The sequence below is a fragment of the Stutzerimonas azotifigens DSM 17556 genome (assembly GCF_000425625.1).
Lineage (GTDB): Bacteria > Pseudomonadota > Gammaproteobacteria > Pseudomonadales > Pseudomonadaceae > Stutzerimonas > Stutzerimonas azotifigens.
In genome coordinates this window covers 132,352-147,328 of sequence record NZ_AUDU01000028.1, presented here as the reverse complement: position 1 = coordinate 147,328, position 14,977 = coordinate 132,352, and the positions used below count along the sequence as shown (strand labels likewise).

Sequence of the window (14,977 nt, the reverse complement as noted above, 5' to 3'; positions counted from 1 at the left end):
CGTTCTTCCCAAAAGACTTTCAGGCCATCAGGTGACGGGCGAAGGCGATCAGCGAGCGGTCGCTGCCGCGCGGGCCGACCAGCGACAGGCCCAGCGGCGCGCCGTCGATCCGCAGCAGCGGCAGCGACAATTGCGGGCAGCCGGACAGCACCGACAGGCAGAGCATGCGGATCGACTGATTGCGGTAGTCCTCGAGGTCGGCCTCGGGGCTTTCCAGCAGCGGCGCGACGTCCGGCATGGTCGGCATCAGCAGCACCGCGTCGCTGCCGAGCAGCGCGTCGAAGTGCGCGGTGAAGGCCTGGCGGATCTCCCGGTACGGCGCCACGCGGGCTTCGTCCAGCTGCGACGACCAGGCGAAGCGTTCCTTGACGCCGGGGCCGAGCTGCACGTCGTAGCGGCGCAGGAACTCGCCCTGGTTCTGCCAGGCCTCCAGGCCCTGGATGTGGCGGAAGGCCCAGTACAGGTCGTCGCTCGGCAGGCCCATGGCGGCCACCGGCTCGGGCTGCAGGCCCAGGTGCTGCAGGAGCGCGCCGGTGGCATCACGCACCGCCGGGGCGGTCAGCGGCAGCAGGTCCTCGGCCAGCAGCAGCCGCGGGCGCTCGGGCAGCGTCACGGCATCCTCGCCCAGCAGCACCGCGCCGACCCGGGCGAACACCTCGAGGTCGCGGGCGAACCAGCCGCAGGTGTCGAAGCCGTGGGCGAGTTTCATGCAGCCGTCCAGGCTGACGCGCCCGTGGGTCGGGCGCAGGCCGATGACCCCGCAGTGGCTGGCCGGGGCGCGCACCGAGCCGCCGGTGTCGGTGCCCAGGGCGAAGTCGCACAGGCCGTTGGACACCGCCGAGGCCGAGCCGGAGCTGGAGCCGCCGGGAATGCGCCGCGGGTCGCCGCCGTTGCGCGGCGTGCCGAAGTGGGCGTTCTTGCCGTTCATGGAGAAGGCCAGTTCGTCGGTGACCGTCTTGCCGGCGAAGCGCGCGCCGGCCTCCAGCAGGCGCTGCACCGCCGGCGCATGGGTGGTCTTGATGCCCGACTCGGCGAGCTTGTGCGGGTTGCCGCAGCCGGTCGGGTAGCCGGCGACGTCGAAGATGTCCTTCACCGCGAAGGCGAGGCCGGCGAGCGGGCCCTCGGCGGCGTTCGGCACCGGGCTGTCGGGGTAGGGGACGAGGCAGTGGGCGGGAGCGGTCATGGCGGTTCCTCGGCAGGTTCGCCGCCGGCGCCGGGCCGGCGGCTGGGATTCAGGACGGAAGGGCTTCGTCGGCCCGGACCGCGAGCAGCGCGGGCAGCTCGTCCAGGCGCCGGCAGGCGGCGGCATGTCGCGCGCCCAGTTCGCGTCGTTCGGGTACCGCGGCGCGGCAGGCGTCGTCGGCAAAGGCGCAGCGTGCGGCGAAGGCGCAGCCGGCCGGCAGGCGGGCCAGGTCCGGCGGGGCGCCGCCGATGGTGTCCAGCCGCCGGCCCTTGCGCAGCGCGCCTTCGTCGCGGCTGCCGAGCAGTGCGCGGGTGTAGGGATGCCGCGGCCGGGTGAGCAGCTCGCTGGCCGGCCCTTCCTCGACGATGCGCCCGGCGTACATCACCGCCATGCGGTCGGCAACTTCCGCCGCGGCGCCGATGTCGTGGGTGACGAAGACGATGGACAGTCCCAGCTCGCGCTGCAGGTCGCGCAGCAGCAGGAGGATCTGGATCTGCACGGTGGCGTCCAGGGCCGTGGTCGGCTCGTCGGCCAGCAACACCTGCGGATTGCAGGCCAGCGCCAGGGCGATCATCGCGCGCTGGCGCATGCCGCCGGACATCTCGTGCGGGTAGGCGTCCAGGCGCCGCTCCGGGCTGGGGATGCGCACCCGCTCGAACAGCTGCAGCGCGCGTGCGCGGGCCTCAGCCCGGCCCAGCGGCTCGTGCCGGCGGATCGCCTCGACGATCTGCTCGCCGAGGGTATACACCGGGTCCAGCGCCAGCAGCGGCTCCTGGAAGATCATCGCCACGCGCTTGCCGCGCAGCTGCGACAGGGCGCCGCCGCCCATGCCGAGCACGTCCTGCCCGGCCACTTCCAGTGCGCCCGAGTAGCGGGTGGTCTTCTCCGGGTGCAGGCGCATCATCGCCCGCAGGGTAACGCTCTTGCCCGAGCCGGATTCGCCGATCAGCGCCACCACTTCGCCACGGTCGACCGTCAGGTCGACGCCGTTGACCGCCTGGATGCGCTTGCCCGGCGGGTTGAATTCCACGTACAGCTCGCGCAGACGGATCATCGGGTCAGACATGCGCCACCTCCTGGACGGGGATCAGCCGCCGGTCGTAGCCGGACTCCGGCTCGTGCCGCAGGCAGGCCACGGCGTGCCCGGGCAGCGCCTCGTGAAAGCGCGGCGCGCGCTCGGCGCAGACCGGCTGGGCATAGGCGCAACGGGTATGGAAACGGCAGCCGGACGGCGGATCGATGGGGTTCGGCGGGTCGCCGGCCAGCGGCGCCTGCTCGGTGCGCTTGAGCGGATCGGTGCTCGGCATCGAGCGCAGCAGCGCCTCGGTGTAGGGGTGCAGCGGGCGCTCGAACAGCGCCTCGGCCTCGCCCACTTCCACCACCTCGCCGAGGTACATCACCAGTACCCGGTCGGAGACGTAGCGCACCACGCCGAGGTCGTGGCTGATGAACAGGTAGGTCAGGCCGAAGTCCTGCTTGAGGTCCTGCAGCAGGTTGAGCACCTGCGCCTCGACCGACTTGTCCAGCGCCGAGACCGACTCGTCGAGGATGATCAGCCGCGGCTCCAGCGCCAGCGCACGGGCGATGTTGACCCGCTGGCGCTGGCCGCCGGACAGCTCGTGCGGGTAGCGCCCGGCGAAGCGCGCCGGCTCCAGGCCGACCCGCGCCAGCAGGTCGTGGGCGCGGGCCAGCGCCTCGCGCCTGGACACGCCGTGCACGGTGGGGCCGAAGGCGATGGAGTCCTCGATGGTCATGCGCGGGTTGAGCGAGGAGTAGCTGTCCTGAAACACCATCTGCGTCTGCCGCCGGTACTCGCGCAGGCTCAGGCCGGCGCCCAGCGCCTGGCCGTCGAACACCAGCTCGCCGCTGTCCTGGGCGGTGAGCTGCATCAGCAGGCGCGCGGTGGTCGACTTGCCGCAACCGGACTCGCCGACCACGCCGAGGGTCTCGCCCTTGAGGATCTCGAAGCTCACGCCGTCGACCGCGCGCACCGCCAGGCGCTCGCGGCGCAGGCCGAAGCCGGTCTTCTTCAGCGGGAAGTGCTTCTTCAGGTCACGGACGATCAGCAGCGGCTGGCGCGGCCCGCCGAGGTCGCGGCGGTCCTTCGGCAGCACCTGAGGGGTAGGGTTCATTGCTTGACCTCCATCGCCGAGCGCAGGCCGTCGGCCAGCATGTTGAAGGACACCGAGGTGATGAAGATCATCACGCCCGGCAGCGCCGCGACCCAGGGCTGGGTGTAGATGGCGGTGCGCAGGGTGTTGAGCATCAGCCCCCACTCCGGCTCCGGCGGCTTGACGCCGAGGCCGAGGAAGGACAGCCCGGAGGCGAGGATCATCGACACCGAGATCAACCCGGTGGCGTAGACGAAGATCGGCCCGATGACGTTGCCCAGCACGTGGCGGCGCACGATCAGCAGCGCCGAGGCGCCGGATGCGCGGGCGGCATCGACGTAGTCGCTGCGGCGCACGCCGGTGGTCACGCTCTCGGCGATACGCGCGATCTGCGGGATGAACACCACGGTCAGCGACACCAGCGCATTGACGATGCCGGCGCCCAGCGCCCCGGACAGGGCGATCGCCAGCAGCACCGAGGGGAAGGCGTAGAGCACGTCGATGCAGCGCATGATCAGGCTGTTCGCCCAGCCGCCGACGTAGCCGGCGAAGATGCCGATGGCGCTGCCGATGACGAAGGCGATGATCACCGGCGCGATGCCCATGAACAGCGACAGCCGGGCGCCGAGGATCAGCCTCGAGAGCAGGTCGCGGCCCAGCTCGTCGCTGCCCAGCGGCAGGCCCTCGGTGCCGATCGGCTTGAGGCGCTTGAGCATGGAGGTGGCGAAGGGATCCTGCGGCATCAGCCAGGGGGCGAACACGGCCATCAGGATCAGCAGCAGGATCACTGTGGCGGCGATCATCGCCACCGGGTTGCGCAGCAGCCGGCGCAGCACGTTGGCGGCGTGGCCGCGCGAGCGCTGCACGGGTGCGCGCTCGACGGAGATGGTTTCGGGATGCATGGCAGTCATCTCAGCCCCTCTCGATGCGTGGGTCGAGGACGGTCTGCAGCACGTCCACCAGCAGGTTCAGCAGCACGAAGAACAGCGCCAGGATCAGGATCGAGCCCTGCAGCAGCGGCAGGTCGCGCTGGAAGATCGCCTGGTTGAGCAGAAAGCCGGTGCCCGGCCAGGAGAACACTGTCTCGATCAGGATCGAACCGCCGAGCAGGTAGCCCAGCTGCAGGCCGACCACCGCCAGCGCGGTGGGTGCGCAGTTCTTCACCACGTGGCGCAGCACGCCGAGCTCGCCGAGCCCGCGGGCGCGCAGGCCGACCACGAACTCCTGCGACAGGGTGTCGGCCACCAGCGCGCGCACGGTGCGCGCGACTATGCCCATGGGGATGAACGACATGGTCAGCGCTGGCAGGATCAGGTACTGCACGTGGGCCCAGTCCCAGGCCCAGTCGCTGGAGCCGCCGGGGCCCGCGCCGGTGGCCGGCAGCCACATCAGCTGCGCGGAAAAGACGATCACCAGCACCATGCCCAGCCAGTAGTTGGGCAGGCTGACGCCGATCACCGAGACGAACGAGGCCAGGCGGTCGGCCCAGGAGTTGCGGAAGTAGCCGGCGACGAAGCCGAACAGCGAGCCCAGGCTGAAGCCGATCAGGCTGGCCAGCACGGCGATCATCAGGGTGTTGCCCACGGCCCTGAACACCTCGCCGGTGACCGGGCGGCTGGTGGCGATGGAGGTGCCGAGGTCGCCGTGCAGGGCGCGCCACAGCCAGCGCAGGAATTGCTCGAGCAGCGGCCGATCGAAGCCGTACAGCTGCATCATCTGCCGCTGCAGCTCGGCCGAGGCGTCGGCCGGCAGGATCGACACCAGCGGGTCGCCGGGCGAGAGGTGCACGAGCATGAAACACAGGAAGGACACGCCGAGCATGATCGGCAGGGCGTAGCCGAGACGGCGCAGGAGGTAGCCAGTCATCGCGAAACCTCTGGGTGGGAGCGGCCCTGGCGCGGTCTCGCGCCAGGGCCGGGGTGCGGCGTTACTCCATCGTCATGGTGGCGATGTCGATGAACCAGCTCTTGGGCTGCACCACGTTGCCGATCTTCGCCGACAGCGCGCGCGGCCCGACGTCATGGGCGACGAACAGGAAGGGCGCCTGATCGACGATGTTCGCGTGCAGTTCGCCGAGGGCCTGGTTGCGCGCCTGTTCGTCGAAGGTGGTGCGCGCCTTCTCGACCAGGGCATCGGTCTCGTCGCTGGTGAAGTAGCCCCAGTTGTTGGAGACCGGCGGCAGCGCCTTGCTGCTGACGAAGCGCACCATGGCGAAGAACGGGTCCATCACCGCGGCGCTGACGTTGGTGGCGTGGGCGCCGTGCGCGGCCGGGTCCTTGGCGCCCAGGCGCCAGCTGGAGAACAGCGTGTTCCACTCGACAACGTCGAATTCCACGTCGAAGTAGCAGTCCTTGAGGTTCTGCTGGATGTACTCGTTCATCGGCAGCGGCTGCATCTGCCCGGAGCCGGAGGCCGAGGTCTGCACCTTGACCTTCGCCGGCTTGGAGGCGGAATAGCCGGCCTCGGCCATCAGCTTCTGCGCCGCGTCGACGTCGTAGCGCACCTGGAAGGTCGGCGAGCCGCGCCACGGGTCGCCCGGCTCCACCACGCCGGTGGCCGGTTCCATCAGGCCGCTGAGCAGCGCCTTGAGCTCCTCGCGGTTGACGCACAGGTTGGCCGCCTGGCGCACCTTGAGGTCGCTGAATGGCGACTCCGGCAGCAGGGAGAACTGCCAGGGCCACAGGTGCGGCTGCAGGTTCGAGTAGAGCTTGTAGCCGCGCGCCTGGATGGCGTCGAGCGAATCCGGCGCCGGCGCCTCGATCCAGTCCACCTGCCCGGACATCAGCGCGGCGGTCCGCGCGCTCGCCTCCGGCAGCGGCAGCAGCACCACGCGGTCGATCTTCGGCCGGCGCTTGTCGTCCCAGTAGCCGGCGTTGGCGACCATTTCCAGGCGCTCGCGTGGGACGAAGCGAGCCATCTTGAACGGGCCGGTGCCGGAGGCATCGGCGGCGAACGCGGCCCAGGCCTGGCGCGAGCGTTCGGCCGGGTCGCTGACCGAGGCGGGCACGGCGTCGAACTTGGCCTGCCAGTGCTTCGGCGAGGCCATGAACAGGTTGGTGAGGTTGTAGGGCAGGAAGGAATCCGGCTCGGAGGTGGTCAGCTCCACCGTCAGCGGGTCGATCGCCCGCGCCGAACGCAGGGTAGGCATGCGCGAGGCGGTCACCCCTACCTGCGAGGCGTCGTAGTGCGGGGCGTCCTTGTTCAGCACCTTCTCGACGTTCCACACCACCGCGGCGGCGTCGAGCGGCGAGCCGTCGTGGAAGGTCACCCCCTCGCGCAGCTTGAAGATCCACTTGGTCTGGTCCGCCTCATCGACCGACCAGGACTCGGCTAGCCCGGGGATCAGCTCGCTGGCCTTGTCGGCGGAGCTCAGGTCCCACTGGGTCAGCGCGTCGTAGAGAGTGATGCCGGTGAAGCGGTTGCCCTCGTAGCCCTGGTCCGGCTGCCCCAGCGTGCGAGGGATGTCTCCGGCCGTCATGGCGATGCGGAGGATCTTTTCCTGGGCCTGGGCGGCGCCGGTGTGACCCAGTGCCAGGGAAAAGGCCAGTGCGAGTCCGGCAATCGCGAACACCGGACGTTGTTTCGGCAGCTTCATGCTCATCGGAGACCTCATCACAGGGAATCTGCTCGAGTTCTGCAACCAGCATGCCATTCGATTTTTATGTATCGATAATCGATTCAAGCGCCGTTAAGCTGCTCTCATGACAACCATTCTTCGTTCGAATGGCGCCTGTCCCGCGTGACCCACGAGGCGGCACGTGCGCCTGATCAGTGCGCCAGCGACTCGGAAATGCCCCGCGCGCACTCCACCACCAGAGGCGCGAGACGCTGCGTCGCCTCTTCCAGGCTCCAGCGGCTGGTCGGCGGCGCCAGGTGCACCGCGCCGACGGCCTCGCCGTGGCGGTCGACGATGGCCGCGGCGATGCCCATGTCGCCGAGAAACAACTCCTCGCAGTTGACCGCGTAACCCACCTGCCGGCAGGTGCGGATGGCCTGCAGGATGTCGTCGACGCCGGTGAGCGTGGCCGGCGTGCGGGCTTCGCGGTGCGCCGCCTCGAGCAGCGCGCGGGCCTGCTGGTCGGTCTGACGGCTGAGGTAGGCGCGCCCCGAACTGGTGCAATACATGGGAATGCGCATGCCGACCGGCGTCAGCACCGGGATGGACTGGGTGGTCATGATCTGCGACATGTAGACCATGTACTGGCCCACCGGCTCGGTCAGGCTGGCGGTCTCCCCGCTGGTCCTGGCCAACTGCGCGAGATAGGGATGGGCCAGGCGCACCAGCGGATGGGACGCCAGGTAGTTGAAGCCGAGCTCGATCACCTTGGGCAGCAGCCGGAAGCGCCGGCTGCGCCGGTCGCGGCCGATGTAGCCGAGCACTTCAAGGGTGTGCACGGCGCGCTGCGCCGAGCCCTTGCTCATGTCGGCCAGGCGCGCGACCTCGGCCAGAGTCAGCGTGCGATGCGCGGGGTCGAACGCCCGCAGCACGGCCAGCCCCTTTTCCAGCGACTGATTGAAGAGGGGATCGGTCGCCTCGCTGCGTTCCTTGCCGGTCGCGCCGGTCGATCCGGATCCTGCCATGGGAGGTCGAGAGCTCAAGTTAAGCGGGGCTGAGCATCTTACCGGGAAAATCCGCCTTGTTCTGCCTGCGCCGACGGGGCTGGCGCAGGCGCTGGCCGGCTATGTCCGCTGCCAAGGGTCAGCCGTGGCAAAACTCGCCGATGCGCTCGTACACCAGGGTGTGCCGCTGGCCCTTGGAATCCTCGTAGACCATGGTCGCCTCGCCGACTTCGCAACCCTTCGGGTTTTCCATCGAGATCACCTTGGCGATGTCCAGCTTCTGGCCATAGTGGTAGACCTCGGGCTGGTCGGCCAGAGCTCCGGTGGAAGCCAGCAGCAGCGCGGCGAGGAATGTCATCTGTTTCATCTTGCACCTCCGGAATGAATCGGTGCGGGCAGGTTAGGGAAAGGTGCCGGGCGGAAAAATGGCGATCCGGCGAAGGCACCCTTGCCTGTCAGGTAACAGTCGGCCCCGGCGGGGCCCGGTCGCTCGTTCCGGCCTCGCTCGGCGTCGCCCAGTAGCGCGGGTCCTCCAGCGTCGCGCGCAAGCCGGCGAAAGCATGCGGGACCTCGTGCCTGAGGAACTCGACCCAGGTCTTGACCTTGGCATCGAGGAAGCGCCGTGACGGATAGAGCGCGTAGACCCCTTTCTCGTGCAGCCGGTGCCGCGGCAGCAGGCGGACCAGCCGACCCTGCTCGAGCAGGCCGGCGGCCGCGAAGTCGGGCAGCAGGCAGATGCCCATGCCCGCCGTGGCGGCCTGGGCGATGGCTTCGGCGACGTTCACCTGGAAGGCCACCGCCGGCCGGATCGTGTGCTCCACCCCGTCCTCCCTGAACACCCAGCCTTCCGGAAACGCGGGGTCCACCAGATGCAGGCAGCGGTGCTCGACCAGATCCTCCGGCGTGTCCGGCACGCCGTGTTCGCGCAGATAGTCGGGCGATGCGCAGACCACGCAGAACATCTCCCCGATGCGCTGGGCGATCAGCTCGGAGTCCGGCAGTTGCCGCGACAGGGTGATGACTACGTCATGGCCTTCCTCGAGCAGGTCGGGCTGACGCTGGGACAGGCTCAGGTCCAGTTGCACGTCCGGGCAGCGTTCGCGATAGCGCGCCGCCAGCGGGGCGAGCAGCTGCGTGCCGAAACCGATGATCGAATGCACCCGCAGCCGGCCCTTGGGCGTGAGGTGCGCGCCGCGCGCCTCGGCGGCGGCGTTCTCCAGCTCGAGCAGAATCGGCCGGCAGCGCTCCAGGTAATGCGCGCCGGCATCGGTCAGCCGCACCCGGCGAGTGGTGCGCTGCAGCAGGCGCGCCTGCAGGTGGCGTTCGAGGTCCGAGACCAGCCGCGACACGTGGGCGGTGGACAGGTTCGCCGACTCCGCCGCGGCGGTGAAACTGCCCATGTCCGCCACCCGCGCGAAGGTTCGTATGGCCTGTATGAGATCCAAGGATGCACCTGCGCGAACGAAAGATGCGGGCGATTATCTCTCGATAGGTAACAGTGCTTCACCTGTCTGCCGGTTTTTCCGACGAGGAGCCCCTCCTAGACTCCCGCATACCGCGCAGGCCACGCCTGCCGGGAACCTTTCTCCTGGCGCTGATGCGTGCTCCTTCGTCAGCGTTTTCCCAAGCCGCGCAGATTTCTGCGCGGTTTTTTTTGGAAGACGTCGTGACAGGAGCAAGATGCCAATACATGCAGGATGCCGGCAGCGGTTCACCAGGGCGGGGCGAATGGCTAGTGGCCTGGTGGGGGAGGGGGAAGGCAGCGTTAATGCCGTCGTGGATGGCCTGGCCACTAGTGGTCGGAGTTCGATACCACGATTTTCGGTCGCTCGCCAAGTTGGGAAGGCACCTGCTCGGCGCTGTCCATCGCCTTGTTCAACTGGGCCACGCACAGGTCCATGGCGGCCTGCCGGCGCGTGGCGTCGGGCCAGTCGGTGTCGGCCAGGATCTCGATCAGATCGGTGGCCCCGCTTTCGCCGACCAGCATGCCGTGGGCGACCGACAGCCGGCGCCCCTGGAAGAGCAGCGTCAACGGCTCCCGGGTGAGAATCGAGGCACCTGCGCTCAGTAGACATTCGAGGTGCGTTCGAAGGGCGTGGTACTGCCGGCGTTCGTCGTTCATTTCGCTCATCGCTTCGTCTTCATCCTTGAAGGTGGTCACATTACAGCGAACTGGCCTTCGTCAGTGAAGGCATTTTGATATCTGGTTCGTAGACGGCGCTGTAATTTATCGAGTCACGAATTTCCAGGATATTCTAAGGCGCGCCTCGGACTGACGGCAGCGCACGATCGCCGGCGCCTGGGCTCAAATGGAAAGAGGCCATTGGTGGCCTTACTGCGAGGTGACTTATGCCAGAAGAACGTGCGAACGATCTGATGGGGCAGGGCCAGGACCCCAACCAACCTGGACGCGAGGCGCCTTCCCGCGACGATCCGGCTGTAGGCGACCCGTCGGGAGCCGCCGGCAAACCGGACGACGGCGGGCTGACCGACGAGGACATCGACATGTTCGAGGATGACCCGAACATTCCCACCGAGTAGCCCAGGACAAGCCCCGCGAATGCGGGGCTTGTCCTTTATGCATAGTTTCTATTTGTGGGAAATGGGTCCAGGTGCGCCACTGAGCCGCCAGAGCATGAGGGATCAGTACCCTGTTTCCAGCCCCGGTGCCTGCGCCTCGATTGCCGTTCAGCGACGGCGACGGCTATCGGTCGGTCATTGATCCCGCGCAGCGCTGGACAACCGGGCGGCCAGAGTCATGGTGAGCTGCGCGAAAAGCTTTCCGGCCAGAACGATGCCGATGAGTCTCATCGTCTGCAGCGCAACGACGAAACTGGCATCGGCACCGGTCTCCACGGCAATGATCGCCATTGCATCCAGCCCGCCCGGGCTGGTCGCGAGGAATACCGAAAGGAAGTCCTTCCCAAACAGGTAGCTCAGTGGCCATGCCAGACAGGCGCAGAGCAGCACCAGGGCAATGTTGGCGATGACCAGGGTGGGAATCATGCCTGCCACGCGCATGATTGTGGCGCGGTCGAAACGCAGGCCGATATAGCTGCCTATGGCGCCATAGGCCAGGGCCATGAGCGTGTCGTTGAGGGTGATGTCCAGCCAGCCTGCCAGTTGCAGTGCGCTGCCCAGGATGATCGGAGTAAGCAGCGCGCCGGCCGGGATCAGGCTGCCGCTGCACGCTCCCAGCAAGGCCAGCGCTAGCGTGATCATGAACCCTAGCCAGGTGAAAGGGGGCGCGAGCGTTGCGCTGGTTGCGTGATGGGCGGTTGCCGCGAACAGGTGGGCAATCCAGGCGCCGAGCATGACCACACATACGACGCGCATGTACTGCATGCACGCAACCAGGCGTCCATCGGCGCCATGTTCCTCGCCCATGGCGATCATGGCCGACGCGGCGCCGGGCGCGGTGCCCCAGGCTGCGGCATTGGCCGGAATCCTGGCCAGTGCCAGACACAGTCCGACACCGGCGCTGAGCAATATGGTCAACGCCGTTACCAGCAGCATCAGGTGCCAGTCCTTGCTCAGGGCCAGCAGCACGCCGAGCGTCACGGATTTGGCCACCATCAGCCCGACCACGCCCTGCCCTGAACGGAAGAACATCGGCGAAACCCGGACTCGGGTACCCATGATGCCCATGCACATCGCGACGGCCATCGGCCCGAGCAGAAGGGAGGCCGGCAGCCCCAGGTGGTGCAGCGCGAAACCGGCCAGCCCGCCTCCGATGATGAGCATCGCCCACTGCGCGACGAGGGGAAGCGAGGACAGCTGAGGGGGGTAAAGACGTTTCACAGAGCCCTTCGGCACACCTTTGTGTCATTGCGGTGGATGGCATGCAGCCGATGAAGCGGTGCCCGTCCGGATCGAAAGCGGCAGCGCCGAGGCACAAGCGCTCGTTTCAACTCTGCCATGGTTGGAACTGTTTGGGTTGCGCGGCGCGCGTTTTCCCGGCCGGGTCACTTTAAACAGGCGCTGCGCTGGCTAGTTTTCAAATAACTCATCAAGCCATGATTTTTGGTAAAACCGCGGCCGAGACGGTTCGTTATGATGGATTCAAGTGAAAACGGGGACGTGGTGTCGCTGCCTGGCAGCGGGATGCAGGCCTGACGCAGCCGGTATCTGAACACCCGCAAGATCCGGATCCACGGGGTATCCATTAATAAGAATCATAGGAGTCTCACATGCATAACAATAAGTTGAGAGCGCTTGCGTTCGTCGGCGTCACCAGCGTAATGAGTGTCCTGGGCTCTGCCGCCCACGCCGCGCAACTTTCGATAGCCACCGCCGGTACCACGGGCGTCTTCTATGCGTATGGCGGAGCCATGGCCAACGTGGTGAGCAAAAAGGTACCGGGCATCTCCATGGTCGCCGAGTCCACCGGCGGCACTGTCGAAAACATCAAGATGCTGGCCAAGGGGCAGGCGGACCTGGCCACCGCTTCCGCCGATGTGGTGCACGAGGCCTATGTCGATTTCGACAAGTCCAAGCACTTCAAGGAAAAGGTCGAACTCTACGGGCTGTTCAACATGTATCAGCAGCCCCACCACATCGTCACGCTCAAGGGTAGCGACATCAAGGATGTGACGGATATCCGCGGCGAGCGCATCGTCGTCGGTGCGCCGGGCTCCGGGACCGAGGTCAAGACGCGGATGATGCTGGAGTCGCTGGGCATCACCTACCGTGATTTCAGCCCGGAATTCCTGACCTTCGCCGAGGGTGTGGAAGCACTGCAGGACGGTACTGTCGAAGCTGTCTTTTTGGGCGTGAACTATCCTGCGCCGGCCGTCATGAGCCTCGCCATCACCAATCCCATCGAGCTTCTGTCCCTGTCGGACGAACAGATCGGAACCATCCAGAAAGCTTATCCGTTCCTCGAACGTGCGGTGATTCCGGCGGAGACGTACAAGGGCGTTTCCCATGATGCTCAAACGGTTTCCGTACAGACGCTCGTGGTGTCCAACACCAAGTTGTCCGAGGACGATGCCTACAACATCGTCAAGGCCGTTTTCGAAAACAAGGCCGAGCTGGAAAACATCAACCACGCTTTCAAGATGACCAAGCTGGAGGAAGCCGCCACTACCTCGGTGCCCCTGCATCCGGGCGCGGCTCGCTACTTCCGCGAGGTCGGCGTTCTGAAATGACGAAAGGAGGCGTTCGCGCCTCCTCTGGTTGATTGACCGTGCCTGTTTTCCGGCCGAGGAAAAGCTGCCATGACATCGAGGAAAACCTTGGGCGCGGCGATTATCGCCGTCTCCCTTCTGTTCACTACCTTTCAGGTCTATACCGCGAGTGCCGGCTTGATGACGGCATTGCTGCAGCGCAGTGTCCATCTGTCCTTCGTGCTGGTACTGGTATTCATGTTCTTCCCGGCAATCAAGGATTCTAAACGAACCTTCCTTGTCGATATTCCGCTCATGATCGCTGCCGCCGCCAGCGGGATCTACCTGTATCTGTCCTTCGACGACCTGATCTATCGCATCGGTGATCCGACCCATACCGATATGCTGGTCGGCTGCCTGACGCTGGTCGTGTTGCTCGAGGCCACTCGCCGCACCGTCGGCTGGGTGATGACCTTGCTGGCCTTGATCTCGCTGCTCTATAGCTACTTCGGCCAATACCTGCCTGCTCCGTTCGGGCATTCCGGCCGTGATCTCGAGCGTATCGTCACCCAGATGTTCTTCTCCACGGAAGGCATCTACGGCGTGCCGCTGGGCGTGGCCGCCACCTATGTATTTCTGTTCATTCTTTTCGGATCCTTCATGGAAAAGAGCGGGGTGGGCGCGATTTTCATCAACCTTGCCAACGCGTTCGCCGGCAAGTATCAAGGCGGCCCGGCCAAGGTGGGCATCATTTCCACCGCGACGGTGGGGATGGTTTCCGGTAGCCCTGTTTCCGATGCGGCGACTACCGGCGCCTTCACCATTCCGATGATGAAACGGGTCGGCTACAAGGCGCGTACCGCCGCGGCGATCGAGGCGGTGGGTGCGTCCGGTGCTTCGCTGATGCCACCGGTAATGGGCGCTGGCGCGTTCGTCATGGCCGACATGACGGGGGTGCCGTACAGCGAAGTCATCCTGCACGCGATCATTCCCGCGCTGCTGTTCTACGTCGCGCTGATGTGCGTGGTCGGCAACGAGGCGCGCAAGCATGACCTGAAGTCGCTTCCGGCCGCGGAAATCCCGGCCAGGCGTGATGCGCTGATGAAGAGTTTGCGGCTGCTCATCCCATTGAGCGTGCTCATCGTCTCACTGGCCGTATTGCGGGTTTCACCCTTGCGTGCCGCGCTGTTCGCCACTGGCGTGATTCTGGTCACCACCTTCATCTACAACTTCTTCAAGCCAGAACTGAAGGTTCCGGTGAAGAATCTAATCGAGGCACTGATCGAAACGCCTCGCAAGGTCCTGGTGGTATCGGTCGCTTGTGCAACGGCCGGCATCATCATCGGCATGCTGGGCATGACCGGCCTGGGACTCAAGCTGTCGGACATTCTCATGTCCGCATCCCATGGCTACCTGCCACTGGCGCTGCTGTTCGCCATGGTGATTTCCATCGTCCTGGGCATGGGCCTGCCGCCGACTGCAGCCTATATCGTGATGGCCGTGACCGCCGCGCCCTTCCTGGTGCAGATGGGCGTACCGGTGATCGTCGCGCACTTCTTCGTGTTCATCTATTGCTGCTACGCGCCCATCACCCCGCCTGTGGCGCTGGCCGCCTATACCACCGCGGGTATTGCAGGGTGTGACCCGTTCAAGGCGGGTATCGAAGCGTTCCGGATCAGCCTGACCGGGTTCGTTCTTCCGGTGATGGTGGTCTACAACCATGCACTGCTTGGGATCGGCGATTGGCAACAGGTACTGTCCGCCTGCGTATTGGGATTGTTCGCGGTGTGGATGATGTCCATCGCGCTGGTCGGCTGGTTCCAGCGGCGCGTGAACCTGGTGTGGCGGTTGCTGCTGGCCGCCGCGGCGCTGGGATGCCTGGTTCCGGTGCTGTGGGCCAATGTCTCCGCGCTGATCGTGCTGGCCAGCTTCGTTCTGACGCAGACCGCGCTGCTCAAACGGCGTGGTCCGGTCGCCAGCCTCTCGTGAGGTACCGCAACGCATGGCCCGTTATA

14 protein-coding genes are annotated in these 14,977 nt (G+C 66.4%); 3 read left to right on the top strand and 11 right to left on the bottom strand.

Features of this window, described 5'->3' with window-relative positions:
* Nucleotides 1-19: 19 nt before the first annotated feature.
* The 10 genes from H610_RS0103265 to H610_RS23155 all read right to left on the bottom strand — a co-directional run bounded on the left by H610_RS0103265 (nucleotide 20) and on the right by H610_RS23155 (nucleotide 9,985).
* Entirely contained in the window at nucleotides 20-1,183 is a 1,164-nt protein-coding gene (locus H610_RS0103265; RefSeq protein ID WP_028238347.1) for an amidase, read from the bottom strand.
* 49 nt (nucleotides 1,184-1,232) lie between these two features.
* The gene (locus tag H610_RS0103260) at nucleotides 1,233-2,249 is read right to left on the bottom strand and encodes an ABC transporter ATP-binding protein (RefSeq protein ID WP_028238346.1); all 1,017 of its coding nucleotides are present in this window, start codon (nucleotides 2,247-2,249) and stop codon (nucleotides 1,233-1,235) included.
* The gene (locus tag H610_RS0103255; protein WP_051231462.1) at nucleotides 2,242-3,315 is read right to left on the bottom strand and encodes an ABC transporter ATP-binding protein; all 1,074 of its coding nucleotides are present in this window, start codon (nucleotides 3,313-3,315) and stop codon (nucleotides 2,242-2,244) included. The genes H610_RS0103260 and H610_RS0103255 overlap by 8 nt, the downstream gene beginning before the upstream one ends.
* Nucleotides 3,312-4,196 carry an ABC transporter permease gene (locus H610_RS0103250; protein ID WP_152529040.1) on the bottom strand — a complete coding sequence of 295 codons (885 nt, stop codon included), beginning with the start codon at nucleotides 4,194-4,196 and terminating at the stop codon, nucleotides 3,312-3,314. The genes H610_RS0103255 and H610_RS0103250 overlap by 4 nt, the downstream gene beginning before the upstream one ends.
* 10 nt (nucleotides 4,197-4,206) lie before the next feature.
* The gene (locus H610_RS0103245) at nucleotides 4,207-5,160 is read right to left on the bottom strand and encodes an ABC transporter permease (protein ID WP_028238343.1); all 954 of its coding nucleotides are present in this window, start codon (nucleotides 5,158-5,160) and stop codon (nucleotides 4,207-4,209) included.
* A gap of 61 nt (nucleotides 5,161-5,221) precedes the next feature.
* Complete coding sequence (locus H610_RS0103240) at nucleotides 5,222-6,895, bottom strand: ABC transporter substrate-binding protein (RefSeq protein WP_236614261.1); 1,674 nt, start codon at nucleotides 6,893-6,895, stop codon at nucleotides 5,222-5,224.
* 167 nt (nucleotides 6,896-7,062) lie between these two features.
* Nucleotides 7,063-7,875: an IclR family transcriptional regulator gene (locus tag H610_RS0103235; RefSeq protein WP_028238341.1), complete on the bottom strand. Its 813-nt coding sequence runs from the start codon at nucleotides 7,873-7,875 to the stop codon at nucleotides 7,063-7,065.
* A gap of 118 nt (nucleotides 7,876-7,993) precedes the next feature.
* Nucleotides 7,994-8,221 carry a DUF2790 domain-containing protein gene (locus H610_RS0103230; protein WP_028238340.1) on the bottom strand — a complete coding sequence of 76 codons (228 nt, stop codon included), beginning with the start codon at nucleotides 8,219-8,221 and terminating at the stop codon, nucleotides 7,994-7,996.
* A gap of 88 nt (nucleotides 8,222-8,309) precedes the next feature.
* The gene (locus tag H610_RS23160) at nucleotides 8,310-9,299 is read right to left on the bottom strand and encodes a LysR family transcriptional regulator (protein WP_043237483.1); all 990 of its coding nucleotides are present in this window, start codon (nucleotides 9,297-9,299) and stop codon (nucleotides 8,310-8,312) included.
* 347 nt (nucleotides 9,300-9,646) lie between these two features.
* Nucleotides 9,647-9,985, bottom strand: a complete 339-nt coding sequence (locus H610_RS23155; RefSeq protein WP_043237500.1) for a hypothetical protein — start codon at nucleotides 9,983-9,985, stop codon at nucleotides 9,647-9,649.
* A gap of 218 nt (nucleotides 9,986-10,203) precedes the next feature.
* Between H610_RS23155 and H610_RS0103215 the strand changes: the two genes are divergently transcribed.
* On the top strand, nucleotides 10,204-10,395 hold the full coding sequence (locus H610_RS0103215; RefSeq protein WP_028238339.1) for a hypothetical protein: 192 nt from the start codon (nucleotides 10,204-10,206) through the stop codon (nucleotides 10,393-10,395).
* 174 nt (nucleotides 10,396-10,569) lie between these two features.
* On the opposite strand, the gene H610_RS0103210 is transcribed toward H610_RS0103215, so the two are convergent.
* Nucleotides 10,570-11,598, bottom strand: coding sequence for an AbrB family transcriptional regulator (locus H610_RS0103210; RefSeq protein WP_051231476.1), 1,029 nt, complete (start codon nucleotides 11,596-11,598; stop codon nucleotides 10,570-10,572).
* A 446-nt stretch (nucleotides 11,599-12,044) separates the two neighbouring features.
* Between H610_RS0103210 and H610_RS0103205 the strand changes: the two genes are divergently transcribed.
* Nucleotides 12,045-13,004, top strand: a complete 960-nt coding sequence (locus tag H610_RS0103205) for a TAXI family TRAP transporter solute-binding subunit (RefSeq protein ID WP_084166365.1) — start codon at nucleotides 12,045-12,047, stop codon at nucleotides 13,002-13,004.
* Between the two features lie 69 nt (nucleotides 13,005-13,073).
* Entirely contained in the window at nucleotides 13,074-14,951 is a 1,878-nt protein-coding gene (locus H610_RS0103200) for a TRAP transporter permease (protein WP_028238336.1), read from the top strand.
* The last annotated feature ends 26 nt before the right edge of the window (nucleotides 14,952-14,977 follow it).